This is a genomic window from Bacillus sp. X1(2014), assembly GCF_007678255.1.
In genome coordinates, this window is the sequence record NZ_VEED01000012.1 from 1 (window position 1) to 14,748 (window position 14,748).

18 protein-coding genes are annotated in these 14,748 nt (G+C 36.7%); 5 read left to right on the forward strand and 13 right to left on the reverse strand.

Going from position 1 to position 14,748, the window contains the following annotated elements; all coding sequences use genetic code 11:
• Positions 1-114 precede the first annotated feature (114 nt).
• The 4 genes from FS608_RS19720 to FS608_RS19735 form a co-directional block, all read right to left on the reverse strand.
• The gene (locus FS608_RS19720) at positions 115-690 is read right to left on the reverse strand and encodes a GNAT family N-acetyltransferase (RefSeq protein WP_144554232.1); all 576 of its coding nucleotides are present in this window, start codon (positions 688-690) and stop codon (positions 115-117) included.
• Between the two features lie 35 nt (positions 691-725).
• Positions 726-974, reverse strand: coding sequence for a DUF3892 domain-containing protein (locus FS608_RS19725; RefSeq protein ID WP_373561738.1), 249 nt, complete (start codon positions 972-974; stop codon positions 726-728).
• Between the two features lie 189 nt (positions 975-1,163).
• Complete coding sequence (locus FS608_RS19730) at positions 1,164-1,634, reverse strand: hypothetical protein (protein ID WP_144554234.1); 471 nt, start codon at positions 1,632-1,634, stop codon at positions 1,164-1,166.
• Positions 1,635-1,683: 49 nt separating this feature from the next.
• Positions 1,684-2,577: a hypothetical protein gene (locus FS608_RS19735; RefSeq protein ID WP_144554235.1), complete on the reverse strand. Its 894-nt coding sequence runs from the start codon at positions 2,575-2,577 to the stop codon at positions 1,684-1,686.
• A gap of 399 nt (positions 2,578-2,976) precedes the next feature.
• On the opposite strand from FS608_RS19735, the gene FS608_RS19740 reads away from it, so the two are divergent.
• Complete coding sequence (locus FS608_RS19740) at positions 2,977-3,567, forward strand: molybdopterin-dependent oxidoreductase (RefSeq protein ID WP_144554236.1); 591 nt, start codon at positions 2,977-2,979, stop codon at positions 3,565-3,567.
• Positions 3,568-3,675: 108 nt separating this feature from the next.
• The gene (locus FS608_RS19745; RefSeq protein WP_098935020.1) at positions 3,676-3,951 is read left to right on the forward strand and encodes a hypothetical protein; all 276 of its coding nucleotides are present in this window, start codon (positions 3,676-3,678) and stop codon (positions 3,949-3,951) included.
• 437 nt (positions 3,952-4,388) lie between these two features.
• On the opposite strand, the gene FS608_RS19755 is transcribed toward FS608_RS19745, so the two are convergent.
• The 3 genes from FS608_RS19755 to FS608_RS19770 all read right to left on the reverse strand — a co-directional run bounded on the left by FS608_RS19755 (position 4,389) and on the right by FS608_RS19770 (position 7,442).
• Positions 4,389-5,348 (reverse strand): DUF3231 family protein, encoded by a 960-nt coding sequence (locus FS608_RS19755; protein WP_144554237.1) that lies wholly within the window; start codon positions 5,346-5,348, stop codon positions 4,389-4,391.
• 163 nt (positions 5,349-5,511) lie between these two features.
• A complete protein-coding gene (locus FS608_RS19760) occupies positions 5,512-5,982 on the reverse strand; it encodes a hypothetical protein (protein ID WP_144554238.1) in 471 nt (156 codons plus the stop codon).
• A 977-nt stretch (positions 5,983-6,959) separates the two neighbouring features.
• Entirely contained in the window at positions 6,960-7,442 is a 483-nt protein-coding gene (locus tag FS608_RS19770; RefSeq protein ID WP_144554239.1) for a CBO0543 family protein, read from the reverse strand.
• A 248-nt stretch (positions 7,443-7,690) separates the two neighbouring features.
• Between FS608_RS19770 and FS608_RS19775 the strand changes: the two genes are divergently transcribed.
• Positions 7,691-9,259: a glycosyl hydrolase family 28-related protein gene (locus tag FS608_RS19775; RefSeq protein ID WP_144554240.1), complete on the forward strand. Its 1,569-nt coding sequence runs from the start codon at positions 7,691-7,693 to the stop codon at positions 9,257-9,259.
• Here the strand turns inward: FS608_RS19775 and FS608_RS19780 are convergent.
• Positions 9,250-9,840, reverse strand: coding sequence for a DUF1836 domain-containing protein (locus tag FS608_RS19780; protein ID WP_144554434.1), 591 nt, complete (start codon positions 9,838-9,840; stop codon positions 9,250-9,252). The genes FS608_RS19775 and FS608_RS19780 overlap by 10 nt on opposite strands.
• 131 nt (positions 9,841-9,971) lie before the next feature.
• Between FS608_RS19780 and trhA the strand changes: the two genes are divergently transcribed.
• Both trhA and FS608_RS19790 read left to right on the forward strand, forming a co-directional pair.
• Complete coding sequence (trhA, locus tag FS608_RS19785; RefSeq protein WP_144554241.1) at positions 9,972-10,619, forward strand: PAQR family membrane homeostasis protein TrhA; 648 nt, start codon at positions 9,972-9,974, stop codon at positions 10,617-10,619.
• Positions 10,620-10,741: 122 nt separating this feature from the next.
• Positions 10,742-11,563 (forward strand): YitT family protein, encoded by an 822-nt coding sequence (locus FS608_RS19790; protein WP_144554242.1) that lies wholly within the window; start codon positions 10,742-10,744, stop codon positions 11,561-11,563.
• Between the two features lie 280 nt (positions 11,564-11,843).
• On the opposite strand, the gene FS608_RS19795 is transcribed toward FS608_RS19790, so the two are convergent.
• The 5 genes from FS608_RS19795 to FS608_RS19815 form a co-directional block, all read right to left on the reverse strand.
• Positions 11,844-12,218 (reverse strand): DUF488 domain-containing protein, encoded by a 375-nt coding sequence (locus FS608_RS19795; RefSeq protein WP_144554243.1) that lies wholly within the window; start codon positions 12,216-12,218, stop codon positions 11,844-11,846.
• Positions 12,219-12,317: 99 nt separating this feature from the next.
• Positions 12,318-12,548 (reverse strand): excisionase family DNA-binding protein, encoded by a 231-nt coding sequence (locus FS608_RS19800; protein WP_144554244.1) that lies wholly within the window; start codon positions 12,546-12,548, stop codon positions 12,318-12,320.
• A gap of 5 nt (positions 12,549-12,553) precedes the next feature.
• Complete coding sequence (locus FS608_RS19805; RefSeq protein WP_144554245.1) at positions 12,554-13,582, reverse strand: DmpA family aminopeptidase; 1,029 nt, start codon at positions 13,580-13,582, stop codon at positions 12,554-12,556.
• Entirely contained in the window at positions 13,579-14,514 is a 936-nt protein-coding gene (locus tag FS608_RS19810) for a dipeptidase (protein ID WP_144554246.1), read from the reverse strand. The genes FS608_RS19805 and FS608_RS19810 overlap by 4 nt, the downstream gene beginning before the upstream one ends.
• On the reverse strand, positions 14,501-14,716 hold the full coding sequence (locus FS608_RS19815; RefSeq protein WP_144554247.1) for a hypothetical protein: 216 nt from the start codon (positions 14,714-14,716) through the stop codon (positions 14,501-14,503). The genes FS608_RS19810 and FS608_RS19815 overlap by 14 nt, the downstream gene beginning before the upstream one ends.
• Positions 14,717-14,748 lie beyond the last annotated feature (32 nt).

The following is a 14,748-nucleotide window of genomic DNA, read 5'->3' on the forward strand; positions in this document are numbered from 1 at the left end:
ATAGGTGGAAAAACAGTGAAAAAGTCAAAAGGGGTTCGGAAAGTAAACATTCCGAACCCCTTTTGTCGACAATCTGAATGAGCCTGTAATCCCAGGCTCATTTTTTATTGGTTGTCACAGCTCGTTTAAAATATTTCTATTCTCAGATTCTTGGTTAAAGGTCAAGACCTCTTCAACCGGCTCGTATGATTCACCATAAAAATGATGATCTTTATAGGTGTGAATCATATCATATGTTTTTCTCATGGATTCAAAAATCATTTCTTCTGATTCTTCATTAGGAGCCCAGTAGAGGATTTCCATCCTATTAACCTCGTTTGTCGCTAATGATTTTCTCTCGTAACCGATAGAAACGGCATGCTTAAATTTTTCACGTTTATAAAAATGAAGCCTTTTTTCGGTATCGCTATCCTCATAGTTGACTGGTTCTACTTCAAGGATAATAGGCTTTCCTTTTCGTTTTAACTTTTCCAAAAGTTTATGTCCAAGTCCCTGGCCACGTGCATTTTTTGAGACAAATAGATAATCAATAAACACAAAATTGTCTAATTCCACATACATCAAAACATGGTTTGGTCCTTCATCTTTATGATAGATGTTTGAACGTTCTTTCAGTAAGGTTTCCATGTGAGCCCTTGATTTCATTTCTTCAACAGGAAAATATTGATTCAACTTTTCATACCAATGCATGGTAATACTCCTTTATACGCTACTTAGTTTTTCCATTAAAACTCAGGCAGTTGATCAAGATTATTTTCTTTGATGCCGTCTGGTTCACTGCGAATAATGTCTCGTCCATATTTATGGAAAACATCCACATGAGCAATCATTCCAGCTTTTGCTTCATTTAACGCCGTAATATAATCCAACTCGCGGCCTGTGCTTGTTTTAAACGCGATAATATCTCCATCATCGTTTTTCCTAACGGACACGAACTCTTCCTTGCCATCAGGATTACTCTGACCAGCTTCCATATGGGCTTGCTGCTGACTTGCCTGCTTGTACTCTTCATAAATTTTTTCAAAATCTTTCTGTTCCATATCTTCCACCTCCGAACATTTGTTAGTATTTTTCTTTTTAAATAAATTATCCTTGCTTAGGAAAGTTTCGAAATTTCCTCAACTGAACAAATGCCCTTTCCCATCCTAAACTGGCAAGGTTTTTCAATATATAACATTAGGAGTTAGGAAGGTTTGATTATGGTCTTTTGCATACTCATCAAAATAACTAATAAATAACGAATAATGGATATTGCCCTCATCATTATAATTATTAACTAATGCCTTTGTATCTCTGCTCTTAGTCTGCAAGTACTGAATAAAACCTTCCACATATTTTATACGCCATTCCAAATATCCTAATAATTGTTTGTGTGTTTTATCTAAATTCTTATCTGGTAATTGATAGTCAATTGCGAATTCATAGGCATGTAGGAATACGTTTCTTGTTTGAAGATATTGTTTAACTGTAGAGGTGTCATTGGAATCTTTTAATGCCTGATCAATGGGTATGGCAATTTCTTCTGTGTACCATCTATAATACTGCTTGTATGGAGTAACATCCCCTGTTTGAAGTGAGGAAAACATGACTAGGAATAATAAAAAAACTACGAGAAAATACCCTTTTCCCCCCATCCCATCCATCCCCCTCATCTACATTTTCTCAATTATATGAGTAAGAAAGTCAATTAAGACTTACATGGGGTGTGGTGCCTGACACCTCTTTTACATTTTTTAAGATTAATACTAGCAGAAAGACGACAAGGAAATTTAAAATCAGTACAAGTGCGACAACGGCTGGACTTATTTCTACCCCGGCCTGAATTTGAAGAAGGACCATTGCAGTGAGTGCGGTTAGCAAGGTAATGTCTTTGATAATGATAACGGGGCCTAGAAGGTATCCAAACGGCTTACGTTTCATTAGAAGGATCCCTGCAATAATCCCTATTGGAACAACAAATCCCAGGTCCAATGCCTGAATAACAAGAGTGGTATAATGTTCGATTCCTTTTGGGGGAGTATGGTTCATTAGAGAGTAGACAATCTTCCCCAGCCACATCATTCCAAATACAAACGAAGCAAATAGTAAGAAACCTCCAACTAATTTGACAGGGAGTTTTTCTGTGAAAAATAAAGGTAATTTCGAAATCTCATATGACATCATGGCCAACGTAAAAGCAAAAAAACTGGCAGACATAAGGAGTACGTAGATAAGGAACAGGGAGTTATACATAGATAGAAATGAATAGGAAGCGTAGGTATATAAAAAATAGCCTACCGTTCCAGTCAGGAGCAAATGCCCTTTTAACAGTCCTTTTCCAGACAAATAAAGAGAAAACAATAGTAACGGAACGCCCATAAATAATGTCACATAATCTTGAGCAATTGCCTGAGAAGCCATCGATACGGAGTCATGTTGGTATAGGCCCTTCCCATAAAGTGAAACTTTTTCTCCAAAGATGGATTCATATTGATACTGACCGGGTCCTTGATTTGAAAAGATGGTGTACATTGCAGCAGCAGTTGAGAAAATGGTAATAAAGAAGACAAGTAACCTTATGAACCTTTGATTCCTCATGGTGGATTTCCTCCCTTCTAATTTAAAAAATTATCCTACTATTATCCTAAACCATTCCGTTCTATATCCCTAACTACATCCTTTCTGTTCACAAAATATTCGGAATGCCAACACTGATTATATGAAAAAAAGGACCAATACCTTGGCCCTTTAGAAAATGCTTTATACAGAATCTAAACTTCCGAGGAAACTGTTTGATGATTCCAACATTTATAAAGTTATGTTTGCTGCACTAACGGGGATAATGGAATAAGAAATTTATGGGAATAAACTGGTTCCAAATTTTAGGTAAGCCTCTAATATTGGATTTTACTACAGTATGCTTTCATTATTTTGAAGCATACTATACAAAGCACTGTGATTTAATTAACGTTTAAGATGAAAAAGGGATGGTGTAAGATGAAAAAGCAGCTTCCACCTGGCCAATTCGAAACAGAAAAATGGCCAATACTGTACAAAGGGGATGTTCCCGAGTTTAATGAAATCACATGGAATTTCAGACTTTTTGGTGAGGTGAAGGAAGAAAAGTCCTTATCCTATAAAGAAATCATGGAGCTTCCGAAGACCATATCAAGCGTTAACATGCATTGTGTTACCACCTGGTCTAAATTTGATACAACTTTTGAAGGAATTGCACTTAGAGAGTTATTGAAATTTGTTGAAATTAATGAAGATGTAAAATACATTAAAATTTACGGTTACTACAATGGGGACAGATTTGGTTATTCTGCAAACCTGCCGCTAGAGCCTTTATTAGGGGACGATTCTTTGTTTGTATACCGTTGGAAGGATAAAAATCATGATTGGCATGATATTGATCAAAAACATGGTTATCCACTAAGGTTTATTCCACCAGAAATATTTTATCTATGGAAAGGCTCAAAGTGGGTTTCAGGGATTGAGTTTATGAAAGTAGACAAGGCTGGTTTTTGGGAAGAGCTTGGCTATTCGATGACAGCAAATCCATTTAAAGAAGAGCGGTACCGTTAACACAGGCTACGAAACAAAAAGGAGGGTAAGAAATATATAAACTTAGTTATTCGAAAAAAGGTTAAGTAAGGAAGATTTGGCAAATCCTAAGTAGAAGGAGGATTTGAAATGAAATTTACTATCCGTATTTTCTTCAGGGAAAACTTTAATAATTCAATATTTGAAAGAGAGCTAAAAAAATCCTTAGAGGAAATTAGTGTATCTGTTACAAGTATTAATTTTAATCAATTTGAAGAAAAATACATACATAATAAAAGGAATATTATTGAGATAAATGTTGAAGTTAAAGGGGACTATATCGATTACAGAACCGTTTTTGGTTGTGTATTTTTAGTATTAGATGAACTTTCTTTAAATTTATCCGGATTAGATATAAATGAATAATAGATACTGCAATTAACAGCATAATTAATTGAAAAATACATTTGTTAGGCAAAAAGAACAGGCTTCTAGGCTTGTTCTTTTTTTAGATATAGGAATAAAAGGTTCATTCAATTTTTAAGTCGTTATAATGGCAATAATAATGCTATCCCCTCTGATATGTCAGATGTAAGCTTAACAGGCCTTTCGGTTGTGATTATTTGTGGGAACAGATAAAGTGGATGATTTTCTAATAAACGTTCAATCGTACCTGAGTCATGAGTATTTTATAATTTAATACTATCAATGCGATCAATAATTTTTTGCAACAAATCCCTCTCTTGGCCCCCTTATAACCACTTATTCTATATCCTGACAATATGTAAGTTTATCTTGGAAAAATTTATAATTTTGCTCTATAGAATCGGTTGATTTTTCCACAAAATTCCTCTGTTTTATAATTATTTAATTGACCTACTAGTTACTGGTGGTTCATTAAACCAACCTTTTTTAACCAATAGTTTAAACCCTTTTTCTGAAAAACTTTGGACTTGTTCAATTAATTCACTTAGTATTTTGACATGATTCTTCTTATAACTAGATACAGCAGCGTTTTGTAAATTTATTATTCCAATAGGATTTAAAAACATTATTAGATTCGTTGTTAACTTATCTGAAAATGGTGATTCATGGACCCTATGAACGAAGCTCTCTAGTCCAGTTGTAGTACTAACTCCGTTTTCCCTGAAAATATCGGATAAAGTAGCAGCTTGATGAAATGCTAATTTCTTGCCATCATTAATTAATTCCTTTGACTCTTCATCTTTTACCAAATCAGCAAAAACAGTGCATAGAGCAACACCAACATTATTGCATTGAAGTGCACTGGACATATGTCCTAATTCTACCGCATTAAGTGGCCTCAATTGAGTAGATATAACCTTAAACAGTTTACCCTCTCTTTCATGTGCTTTCATGTATAAAAATGGACTGTTTTGTAACAAGTTCTTTTCTTTTAATAAAACTAAAAGAGATTCATCAATTTGAATCATTTTAGTGAGGAGTTCACTAAAGAATTTCTTTACATTTATATCCGCTAGTTCTGCATATTGAGAAGCGAGAATCCGCATCCCATTTCCGGTAATATGCTTAAGAATTTCAATAATTAATTGATCGGTAAAAAGCTTTACTGAGGAGTTATATAAATCAACTTCACTGAAAAATGGCGTTTCATTATAACCGCTGTCATTTAATAACTTTGTAGCCTCTTTTTCTTGAAATGTAGATAATGAATTGATTTCATCTAAGACACTTCTCAAATCTTTATCCTCAGCAGTGTCAATAAGATTTTTTAAAAAAATATTAACCATATTCGAACTTGATTGTAGATACCAAAGAAAGCCGAACTCATTTACGTTCATACAAAAGGCTCCTTCATTATTTATTTTCTCTTATTAGAATAACAAAAATATTGGTAATTATTCAGGGTATATTTCTAATTAATACATTTAGCCTCAATCTCAAACTTTATTAATAATTGTAATTTATATAATTTAGAGTTTGTTAAAAGAATACTAATTAAATTCACTGGCACTCAGGTTTCTCTATAGTTTTTTTAATGATTTTCATTAGTAAAAGGCCTATCCAAATTCCTGGTATCACGCACAAAATTGGTAACCATATTGGGCCAAATAAAAATCCGAATATCTTGAAAGTTGATGAATATATACACCCCACTGTTACAAAGAAAGCACAAAAAACGAATGGTAAATAAGAATATTTTCTATTTCCTCCACCAGCATCTTTATAAGCATCCCACATAGCAAAAAAGTATAAACAAGGGTAAAACATTAGCCATAAGTAATCAGTTTGAGCAATGGCTTTTTCGATTTCTCCATGAAAACTAGAAATTATAACAACATTAAAATTTGCATTTACATTTATAAGGAATTCTAAAAATACAAAAACAATACCTTTTATTAGTTTGCCATTTAAAAATTGACCAAAGCCAGGAAGAGCAATACTCCATAGTAATACTTCTTTTGAGTTAGCCACATAATTCAAGCTCCTTACCAAGTTTCGTATAGTGTGATTATCTCAATTGTAAAAAAGACTCACACTAATTATTATTCATTAAAAACTTAATTAGTTTTTTAGAGTGGAAATAAAATTTAATATTACACCAACGTAACCTTAGAATGTCCTGCTTAACATAAAAAATGTGATGAAAAGTACAGTGATGGCATCTCATTTCTAAATATTAATAAACAGAGTTATCCAATAAAAATACGTGCTTCTATCAACTGTTTTTCCTCAATATAGATGCAGTTCTTGTCCCCATCGCTTGTGAGAATACCGTTCTGGTCATCCGTTTACGTCTAACACAATACCTGACTAATTTAGGAGTATTTGATATTGATATAACTATTTTAATTATATTGGGCTGTATATTAGCTTTAATGCTTTAAAATTTTTTCGTAACCTAACTCCCTCAAAAATAGTGAAATATTTATTGTACTAACCTACTCCTTCGTTGAACAAGGAAAAGGCTCTTGATAAATAGTTTTGGGTAATTGTATTAAGTATCACTAATCGTGTCGAAAGAAAAAAATGGAAAAAAGTTGTTGAACAGTCTTATTGTATTATGTCTTGCTGCTTTTCCATTCCTATTCAGGGGATCAAAAATGAGGGAAAATCTAGTTGTTTATTTCTCTAAAGGTGTTTTAGCAACCCTAATTGATACTTATGTTGTTGCTAAAAAAGGGTTGCATACCCGGTTCGTCCTTTTCCTAGAATTTTTAAAACTAACATCATTTATGATGTATTGTTTTTCCCAATTTTAACGGTAATATAAAGAAATTAGATAAATTAAAGGGTAAGCTAAATAATTAGGGCTGCCAACTCTGACAGCTTTTTTTAGTAAAGTAACTCGGAGTGGACAAAGAGAGTTAAAAATCCAGTCCTATCTTTTATAGCACTTGACTGATATATTGCATTTAACTAAATACAAGGGGAAGTCTAACTGCCCCTTTTTATTCATGAAATTTAGTTTTAAAAAACCAGTTGTGAAAAGCTTGTGTTAAGTAATCAGTTATCCAAATTGTTATAAAACTCCAATACCAAGTCCATTTTTTATATTTAATTAATTTTGTATATTTCACTGCAACTATTTCAAAGATGACTATTACAGAAGTACTAATAAAGCAATGCAGGGGTTTTAAAAGGTTAGATTTATTTTTTGGATAGTACAAACTAAATAAAGCGCACAGTCCAGGATATATAAAGTATTCAAATGAAAAAGAAGCTTTATTTGCTTTTTTGAAAAATAAGCGATATGGATAGGAAATTAAGTTTTTTTCTACCACTAGTAATCCAAAAATCCATGTTAGTGCTTGTTTAAATAAAAATACAACTAGTGTTTCACGAATTTTATTTTTTGGTGTAAATTTTATTAATAATAATGACACAATTATCCAGGATGAAATTTCAATAGTTTTCTCTGCTTTATATTTCATTGATTATCCTCCTTTAATAAATAGTTTTTACTTATAGAATTGATTAATTCAATTTTTGTTTAAGGTAAATTTATAATACGAAGATAATATGAAATAAAACAGTAAGGGATATTAAGCTAAGCGTTGATTCAAGAAGGATTAACGATGTTAATGTATAGTGCTCCTCTGTTTGTAAAACCAATTTACATCCATTTGGGAAATTCAAATGGCAAGAGAACCACATAATGTCCTTTTGGGGTGTGAAATGATTGCTTTATTTAGAGAAAAACCATGATCCAAGAAGGAACGCCGCAATCCTTGCCGAAATTAACAACCAATTTGATTTAACAAAGGCTATTCAAGAAACCGAACAACTTTTTAATCAAATCCGAGTGAGTAAAACCTCTCATCGCGGAAAGAGTGGAAATCATTCTATAGGAACTCTTTCGCAAAAAATGGCAGCATTCTTTTTTCGCCTTTTATTCACCTATACAACTACCGATTCTCGTGGAAGGGTTAAAGTAGATAAGGCTGGAGACGTTGTACCAGATTGGAAAGATTTGTTGGACAATGAGTTCATTAATTTAAAAAATAATGTGGTTCAAGAGGTCAATGTTGTTGATTTTGGGGCAATCGGGGATGGAAAAACGGATAATACCCTTGCATTTAAAAAAGCGGTTGGCAACGGAAAAGTGAAGGTAATTGTACCGGCTGGCGTCTTTATCACAAAAGGAATCCAACTCCCCTCCTATACTATGCTTGTCGGGGCAGGAAAAGGCGTGACGACCATTAAACTTCATGATTCAGCAAAAAAAGGCACTAGGCTGATCACAAACTCAAATCATTGGAAGGGTAACAACCATCTTTTCGTCGGAGCACTAAGTTTGGACTGGAATGTGGAAAGGCTTGGCGATGTGGCTAAAACAAGTACTTGGGGGAACCACTCAAGCTGTTTAACGTATGCAAATGTTACCTATGGTTGGGTTAAGGACGTTGAAGCGATAAATCCAGGCCTGCATTGCTATGATATTTCATCGACTTTGTACAATTATGCTGGCGACGGTTTTCGCGCCCGCGGGGGAAGCAAGTATGTCTGGCTCGATAACTTAAACGGCTATGGCTTTGGCGACGATGGTATAACCACTCATCACAGTGATTATATCTTCATCTCACGCTGCCACATGTGTGATCCGAGTGGCCGGGCCCACAAGAAGGGATTTTCTAATTCTAATGGGTTTGAGGTCGATGATGGTTCGAGGAATGTGGTGCTAGTTAATAATTCTTCCTCTAAATGCTTTGGCGGGGTAGAAATTAAAGCTCACGAAAATTCTTCAGCAGCTTCCAATGTCCATATTATTGGGCATATTTCCGTCAATGATAACCGCTCGTTTAATTTCCGGCATATCGGACATCACAAAAGTACGGAGGCTGAATCGCTAACAGCCTACAATATTTGTGCTACAAATCTTATCACGTTCGCACCAGTTTTTACTGAGTTATATAAGGACTCAACACCTCGCGGAATGGTGGTCTCCGCTTATCAAAATGTCGTAATCAATCATTTTACTTTGATTGGTGATCCCAATTATGACTACAAAGGTCACCCTGTAATCGCTGTTCAGTTCCGGGCCAGGAACGTAATATTAAAGAATATATCGTTCAAGGATTTTAAAAAAGCGGGGACCGATATTAAAGTATTCGGCGGAGAGAATCACGCCGAAACTATACAAATTTTTAATGTAATGAGCCAAAATTCTGCACCTAAAGTAATCAATGTCGGATCAGGAATCGAAGATGTTACAATTGAAAATACAAAAAGCGTCCACAACTATTTGTGACGCTTTTCTCCTTTTTCAATAGTCATTTCATCGACCAGTTTTTCGGCGACCTTGCGATATAAATTACTCATATGAACGAGTGAAGAGATCATTAATACCTGCTCAAGATCCTGCGAATTTCCTTGATCAACCTCCATTATTTCTTTTTTAACCTCCATTACCCTTTCCTCAATGTCTCCTTTAAAATCTTCAACATTTTGGCGGGTTAAATTCAGATAACTGGTATAAAAAGAATCGAGTTCTATCTCTTCATTGATAATTTTTTGATTAATCCCAGCAAGGGTAGCTTTAATATCATTGATCGAAAGTGCCCCTTTTAGTTGGTATATCAGACTCATCAGGATGAGATGCTCCTTTGAATATTTCTTATTATGGATTGGAAAAATGAGTTTTCCTTTCGCGTAATTGTTGATCATCGTTTTGGTAAGGACCTTGACGTCCTCATTCCGCTTCGTTTCGGTGAATTTATTTTCAAATAATTGGATCACCTGGTCCATGTATAAATCGATCTGTGGTATTTCCTCTAAGGTTAAACTTGATTCAAGGCCGAGCTGTTCAATAATTTGATTGATATTTTCCAATTTAAAAACCTCGTTCATTTGCTTTATATTTTTTATTATACCTAAACAGATATCCATTGACTAGATGTGAGTATATAAGTATTATTATAAGTAGTTATTAAAACTACATGTTGTAATAGGAGGCATTACAAATGAACACTTACATTCGCGAACCTATTAATGGACTGACTCATTTAGCTGGTGCAATATTAGCCTTTGCCGGGCTCCTTGCGATGGTTATTAAAGCTGCTGCGACAACCAATTCACCGACTGCCATTACTGCGGTCATTATTTTCGGAGTTAGTATGATTCTGCTTTACTCAGCATCTGCCACTTATCACATGGTAATTGCCCGCGATAAAGTCATTGCCTTTTTACGCCGGCTCGATCATTCGATGATTTTCATTTTAATTGCTGGTACGTATACTCCTTTTTGTTTTATTAGCTTGAACGGAAAAATAGGGGCGATTCTATTTTCCATTATTGCGGGTATTGCAATAAGCGGGGTTGTTTTTAAAATGGTCTGGTTTAATTGCCCGCGCTGGATTTCTACCGCTTTGTATTTAGCGATGGGCTGGATGATTGTGTTTGTATTCTCACCGCTTACTGGAAGCTTAAACCCCAATGGATTATTTTTGCTCATCCTCGGGGGAATTTTTTATACCATTGGCGGGGTAATCTACGGTGCTAAACCTAAATTCTTGCAATCAAAATACATGGGCTTCCATGAAATTTTTCATATTTTCATTTTGCTAGGAAGTCTGGCACACTTTTTAACCGTGTTCCTATACGTCATTTAATTAATGTTGAAGACTTTTAAAACGCCCTCGATGGATGGCGTTTTTTGTTTTTGAAATAAACTTTAATGGTTAGGACAATATAGAACTAATAATGCACCATACTAAGATAGAGGTGTTCTAAGTTGGTACGATTAATTTTTCAATTGATTGTCATTGGACTTTGCTCGATTCTTTTTGGATTTGCCTTTAACACTTTTCTTATTCCCCATCAATTGACCTCAGGTGGTGTGACAGGCATCGCTTTTTTTATTCACCACTTTTTAAATATCAATACTGGATGGATTATCTTGCTGATCAATATTCCCCTATTTTTCTTAGGATTAAAGTACTTAGGAAAAAAATTCATTTTGCTGACAGGGTATGCTGTCTTTGTGTTATCAATGAGTATGAAATTTATTCCAATTCATCCTATTAGCGACGATATCCTTCTTTCTTGCATCATTGGGGGGGCACTTTATGGAATAGCCGTTGGACTGATCATTCGGATTGGTGGTTCTACGGGAGGAACGGATATTGTTAGTCTAACTCTTGCGAAAAAAAAGAACTTACAGGTGGGCTTTTTAAATATTTGCATGAACCTTTTAGTCGTGGGGATTTCCGGATTGATTTTTGGATGGGGTATCACACTGTATACGATTATCGCTATTTATGTGTCGGGCCGGGCCGTTGATATGGTTTACACAAATCAAAACAAATTAACGTTAACGATTGTGACGGATAAATATGAAGAGCTGACGGATGCACTAATTCATTTGCATGCTCGCGGCGTGACAGTAACAGATGCAGAAGGGGCTTACACTCATAAGCCCAAAAAGGTGTTAACCACAGTGATTACCAAATTCGAATTAAATGAAACAAAACATACGATTAGACAGGTGGATGCGAAGGCGTTTGTCAATATCATGCAAACAATGGAAGTAATGGGGCGTTTTCGGAGGGATTGATGTGGTGGGATGATGCCCCATTAAGGTTAATTTTGGGGTGAAGGGATAATCTTCGGTCTATGGTTACCGTTGGGATGTTTTTTAAGACATCACGCGCATCATTCAAGGCCTATGGTTACCGTTGAATCAATTTTTTTGCCTTCTCGGGCATCATTCGAGTCTAATGGTTACCATTGACCCATTTTTTTAACCTTCACAGGCATCATACCAGCCCTATGGTTACCGTTGAACCAATTTTCCAGCTTCAACGGGCATCATAAGCATCGAGGTCCCTCCTTTTTCATCTATCCATCTCAACTAATCTTCCCAGTTCCTCCATCAATACCCGAGCGTGATTATAGACCGGGTCCTTTGCTCCATATAGGAGCGTGACAGTGCCCTGTGCTGTCATTTCAAAGATTTGCCGGATATATTCCCGCTTTTGTTCATCTGAACGAAGTTCCTCAAGGTATCTGCTCCGGAATTCTTCAAAAAGCTCAGGTTTGTGACAAAACCATTTCCGTAACTCATTGCTCGGAGCTAAATCTTTAAACCAATATGACAGCTTCGCCGCATCCTTAGAAATCCCCCTCGGCCAGAGTCGGTCAATCAAAATCCTAAATCCATCCACTTCCTCAAAAGGCTCATAGACCCTTTTCAAAAATATATGATCCATACTTCACCTCCAATTGGTGTCAGGCACCATTTGATCCCAGCGTCCACCTTATATAGACAAATTCATAGTTTTGTCCACGAATGGTGTCAGGCACCAATATTAGTCCTCATCCTTCACGTCGATGCTTTCTGGGATGGGTTCGTTTAGGATTTCTTCGATAAGTTGTTTGTATTTTTCCATTTGTTTTAGGTGGGTGTTGAATTGTTCTTTGTAGATTAGGTATGCTTCCCCATCAAATAGGGCGCGGATTTTCTTTTGCTGAATAAGGCTTTTAACGGTTGCCTCAGGCACTGATAAATATTCTGCCGTCTCTTTTATAGTAAGGTACAATTTGATTACTCCTCTTTATGAAATTCAATTTGATGGACAACCCTTCCGGCTCTTCCCTTTGTTGTTTCCGCTTGTGCTAATGAATTTAAGATGGCTTCCTCGGCTGCTTCTGCTGCGGCCGTAAAAAGCTGATTCATGATTGGATGATCCTCGCGAAGCTGGATGCGAGTTTCAATCTTTTCTTCCGAAAAGTGTGCCATTTTGTAGGACGTTGAAAAAGCAATAACAATATCACCGCTGCCATGACTAAAATGACTGCCGGTTCGCCCAAGGCCAATGCCGCACCGTTTCGCCAAGCGCTGTAATTGACGGTCACTTAATGGTGCATCTGTTGCCAAAACAATGATAATCGAACCATCGGATGTGTCAGACAAGCCTCCCGCCTGTGAATACCGAAATGCTCGTAATTCTTCTTTTTTTCCAAAATTGCTAAGAACTAAACATCCGACCGTATACTCTTCAACGATTCGTGAGGATGAACCAATCCCGCCCTTATAACCAAAGCAAACCATGCCTTTTCCTGCTCCAACCGCCCCTTCTACAGCCTGACGTGCCGATGCATTTTTGATTGCTTCAACTGCATGCTCAGGTTTTACAGGAAATAGACGGATTGAATTCAAGTAACTATCATTACATTCCCCAACGACTACATTAAGCGTGCCGGTCGTTTCGCCAATTTCCTGGTTTTCTTCGAGCATGTATTCCAGCACTCCCTGCGTGACAGCTGGGACCGCGAAGGTATTTGTTAACATGATGGGCGATTCAAGCACACCTAATTCATTTAACTGCACAAGACCTGTTGTTTTTCCAAATCCGTTAAGAACATAACTCGCCGCGGTTACTTTTTCTTTAAATAAATTGCCTTTATGAGGAAGGATCGCCGTTACACCTGTACAGGCATATTCCTCAACTGACTGATTAAGCGGGTAGTCAAGTGTGACATGTCCGACCATTACATCCGCCACATCGGTGATACAGTTTTTCCTTCCCAGCGGCAGGTTTCCAACAATGATTCCTTTTTCTCTAACCTTCATCGGAAAATCCCTGGCCGATGGTCAAGAAAGTTTTGATAAGCAAAACCTCGGACAACTTCTTCCGAGTAATATTTTAAAAGTTCATTGATAAGATTTTGGCTCTTAGATGCATCCTCTAAATTACTAATAAAAGTTGTGATTCCATCAAAATCCGAGCCGAACCCGATTTGTTTGACGCCGCCCAATGAGCAAAAGTGATCAATATGTTTCACCAGGTCTGAAATCGTTACTTCGCCCGATTCTTTTACAAAAGGTGGATGGTAGACCACATGAATGAGGCCGCCCTTAGCAAACATCGCCTGCGCCTGTTCATCTGTTAAATTTCGTAAATGATTACAAAGTGCTCGAGCGTTCGAGTGACTTGCAATCGGATACTTGGCTAATTCAATGACTTCCCAGATCCCCTTGTCGCTCAAATGGGAAACATCAGTCAGGATTTGATGATCGTTATTAAACTCGACAATCTCTTTTCCGAACAATGTCAGCCCCGCCCCGCGCGGTTCACCGGCACCATCTGCAGCGAGATTTGCTTGATTCCATGTCAAACCAACGGATCGAACCCCGAGTTGATAAAGAATATGGAGCTTCGCTAAATCGTTGCCAATTGGATCCACACCTTCAAGTGTTAACATCGCGCCAATTTGGCCAATTTTTAAGCGATCAAAATCAGACCATTCTTTGATATGGACCATGTCCGGATTTTTCCCAAGGACTTCCTTGTAAAAATAATCAATTTGCTCGAGAGCCACTTGAAATTTCTGATCACCCTTGATTTCAGGTTCAATAAATATCGCAAAGCATTGAACTTTGATTTGGCCTTGCTGTAATCGTGTTTTATTTGTATGTAATTCCGGAGCATCCGCAAAACCTAGTTTCCCTTGCGTTTCTTGAAGTTTCATCAGGGCATCACAATGTAGGTCAATGATATTCATTCAACATACACTCCTTTTTATTAGGCTGTGTTAAACTGGTCTGTTGATTTCCGTTCCAGGCACGAGCGGTTCGCGGGCGTGCCGGGGAGCCTCCTCGTCGCTTTGCTCCTGTGGGGTCTCCCCTGCCCCGTACTCCCGCAGGAGTCTTCGTGCCTTCCTCTCCAATCAACAGAGTGCCAATATCAATATTAACCTTTAACACAGTCTTTTATTAAAAATTTTATCACAACAAAA

Coding starts and splice junctions, on each gene's coding strand:
- FS608_RS19720 (WP_144554232.1), bottom strand. CDS start 690: ATGCATTGGTATGAAAAGTTGAATCAATATTTTCCTGTTGAAGAAATG.
- FS608_RS19770 (WP_144554239.1), bottom strand. CDS start 7,442: ATGAAATATAAAGCAGAGAAAACTATTGAAATTTCATCCTGGATAATT.
- FS608_RS19810 (WP_144554246.1), bottom strand. CDS start 14,514: ATGAATATCATTGACCTACATTGTGATGCCCTGATGAAACTTCAAGAA.
- FS608_RS19740 (WP_144554236.1), top strand. CDS start 2,977: ATGAAAAAGCAGCTTCCACCTGGCCAATTCGAAACAGAAAAATGGCCA.
- FS608_RS19725 (WP_373561738.1), bottom strand. CDS start 974: ATGGAAGCTGGTCAGAGTAATCCTGATGGCAAGGAAGAGTTCGTGTCC.
- FS608_RS19755 (WP_144554237.1), bottom strand. CDS start 5,348: ATGAACGTAAATGAGTTCGGCTTTCTTTGGTATCTACAATCAAGTTCG.
- FS608_RS19745 (WP_098935020.1), top strand. CDS start 3,676: ATGAAATTTACTATCCGTATTTTCTTCAGGGAAAACTTTAATAATTCA.
- FS608_RS19805 (WP_144554245.1), bottom strand. CDS start 13,582: ATGAAGGTTAGAGAAAAAGGAATCATTGTTGGAAACCTGCCGCTGGGA.
- trhA (WP_144554241.1), top strand. CDS start 9,972: ATGAACACTTACATTCGCGAACCTATTAATGGACTGACTCATTTAGCT.
- FS608_RS19730 (WP_144554234.1), bottom strand. CDS start 1,634: ATGGGGGGAAAAGGGTATTTTCTCGTAGTTTTTTTATTATTCCTAGTC.
- FS608_RS19735 (WP_144554235.1), bottom strand. CDS start 2,577: ATGAGGAATCAAAGGTTCATAAGGTTACTTGTCTTCTTTATTACCATT.
- FS608_RS19795 (WP_144554243.1), bottom strand. CDS start 12,218: ATGGATCATATATTTTTGAAAAGGGTCTATGAGCCTTTTGAGGAAGTG.